Raw genomic sequence first — 2,430 nt, 5'->3', positions numbered from 1 at the left:
ATCGCCATCAACCGAACCAAAGTTACCTTGGCCATCGACTAGCATATAGCGTAGTGAGAACGGCTGCGCCATACGAACGATCGATTCGTATACAGCACTATCACCATGTGGGTGATACTTACCGATTACATCACCTACCACACGGGCAGATTTTTTATATGATTTGTTCCAATCATTACCCAATACATTCATCGCGAATAAAACGCGGCGGTGTACTGGTTTTAGGCCATCACGCACATCAGGAAGCGCTCGACCAACGATGACTGACATCGCATAGTCAAGGTATGAACCTCTAAGTTCATCTTCTATGTTTACCGGCGTGATCTCTTTAGCTAGATCGCTCATAGAGCCATTATCCCTCTATATTTTGATCGTATATTGATACGTACAAGGTCGGAAAATATAACACACATTTAGCCTATTCGGCATCACTTTCCCTTTCCTTTTATCATGTTGTGAACTTGGTTGTGAATCAACTGCCGAGAATTTACACAATCGCTGTATACCCACTTGATTATTGGTTAAATTTCACTCGCTCAATTATGAAAAACCGTTCACCTATAGTCAGGTGCCGATAACCCGTTATAATGCTGGCAAGTATATAGGAATATGAGTGAAGTACGGATTATGACCACAAAGCAAAATGTAGACCCTAGCGAAATCAAAAAATTTGAAGACATGGCATCAAGGTGGTGGGATTTTGAAGGCGAATTTAAACCCCTTCACCAAATTAATCCTCTGCGTCTTAACTATGTCTTAGAGAAATCGGACGGGTTTTTTGTGAAAGTCGTTTTAGATGTGGTTTGTGGCGGCGGTATTCTCGCTGAGAGCATGGCAAAAGAAGGCGCCATTGTTACTGGGCTAGATATGGGTAAAGAACCGCTAGAAGTCGCTCGCCTGCATGCACTAGAGACAGGCACCACCCTCACTTATATACAAAGCACCATTGAAGATCATGCCTCAGAGAATGCACAGAAATACGATGTCGTTACTTGCATGGAAATGCTAGAGCATGTACCAGACCCGCTTTCTGTGGTGCAGTCTTGCGCTGCACTTGTTAAGCCTGGTGGTCATGTCTTTTTTTCAACGTTGAACCGAAACTTCAAATCGTATCTTTTTGCCATTGTTGGGGCAGAAAAGCTGTTAAAAATAGTGCCAGAAGGCACCCATGATCACGACAAGTTCATTCGCCCTTCGGAACTGATCAAGATGGTCGATAAAACTAGCCTGGTTGAACAAGGAATCACGGGGCTTCATTACAACCCATTAACAGACGCCTATAAGCTGGGCCCAAATGTGGACGTCAATTACATTGTCCACACTCATTATCCTGTTTAGGTCAAATTGATTTGTCTCTTGGGTAGCATGTATTAATGTTGCCCATTCTTCCTTTTGTTGCTTGGTTTTTGTGCGTTAGATTCCAAATTGTACAGTCTGATTTAAGGTTCGAATTTTAGGAAAAGATCAAGGAAAATATTTTTGTTTGTGGTGAGATTTAAACCGATTACAAAACGGTAACTTTAGACACTCAGCAACGTTCTTTCTTCCTCAGTAAGTGGACACTTACAGTTTTTTTTAAATTTGTCAGTTATCCACAAGTCATCCAAGATCTCTGCCTTGATAATTGCATGGCATAGCACTATCTTGTAACCCAAATGACCAGATACCCCTATATGTTGTGTTTTGAACTAGAATATATAGAGAGAGCTTGATCACAAAGCCAGTACCCATTTTTAGTAAAGTTACATACAAATAGAGCTTTCATCCGTTTTGTTAGGGAACGAAATCAGAATGAATCAACAACTCACTGTCACCAAGCGTGATGGACGTAAAGAAAGTATTGATCTCGAAAAGCTACACCGCGTGATCACATGGGCTGCAGAAGGCCTTCACAATGTCTCCGTTTCACAAGTAGAACTAAGAGCTCACATTCAGTTCTATGACGGTATTACGACTTCTGACATTCATGAAACTATCATCAAGTCTGCGGCAGATTTAATTTCGGAAGAAACGCCAGATTACCAATATTTGGCGGCGCGTCTTGCTGTCTTCCATTTACGTAAAAAAGCCTACGGCCAATATGAGCCGCCAAAGCTTTATGATCATGTCTCTCGTCTCGTTGAAACGGGAAAATATGATAAGCACTTGATGGAAGATTATTCTCAAGCTGAATTTGAAGAGCTGAACAGCTACATCGACCACAAACGTGATTTAGACTTCTCTTACGCTGCTGTTAAGCAACTAGAAGGAAAGTACTTCGTTCAAAACCGTGTTTCTGGTGAAATCTACGAAAGTGCGCAATTTCTGTATATCCTAGTTTCAGCGTGTTTGTTTGCGAATTATCCAAGAGAAACTCGCCTTAGCTACATCAAGCGCTTCTATGATGCGACATCGACATTCAAAATTTCACTGCCAACGCCAATTATGGCG

3 protein-coding genes are annotated in these 2,430 nt (G+C 41.7%); 2 read left to right on the top strand and 1 reads right to left on the bottom strand.

The features are described from left to right. Nucleotides 1-345: DNA gyrase subunit A (locus ACP45E_RS21710; protein WP_277815737.1), on the bottom strand; the 345-nt coding region annotated here is incomplete at its 3' end. A 282-nt stretch (nucleotides 346-627) separates the two neighbouring features. Here ACP45E_RS21710 and ubiG point away from each other — a divergent pair. Continuing rightward, the gene (gene ubiG / locus ACP45E_RS21705) at nucleotides 628-1,338 is read left to right on the top strand and encodes a bifunctional 2-polyprenyl-6-hydroxyphenol methylase/3-demethylubiquinol 3-O-methyltransferase UbiG (RefSeq protein ID WP_069585524.1); all 711 of its coding nucleotides are present in this window, start codon (nucleotides 628-630) and stop codon (nucleotides 1,336-1,338) included. Between the two features lie 453 nt (nucleotides 1,339-1,791). Continuing rightward, nucleotides 1,792-2,430 (top strand): ATP cone domain-containing protein (locus tag ACP45E_RS21700; RefSeq protein ID WP_241824375.1); only part of this gene is annotated, 639 nt, incomplete at its 3' end.

Source organism: Vibrio genomosp. F10 str. 9ZD137, from assembly GCF_049974785.1.
Classification (GTDB): domain Bacteria; phylum Pseudomonadota; class Gammaproteobacteria; order Enterobacterales; family Vibrionaceae; genus Vibrio.
The sequence above is the reverse complement of the archived record's forward strand: the minus strand, read 5'-3'. Positions and strand labels throughout refer to the sequence as shown.

Bases quoted from the DNA above. Each gene is read 5' to 3' on its own strand.
- ubiG (WP_069585524.1), top strand. From the start codon at position 628: ATGACCACAAAGCAAAATGTAGACCCTAGCGAAATCAAAAAATTTGAA.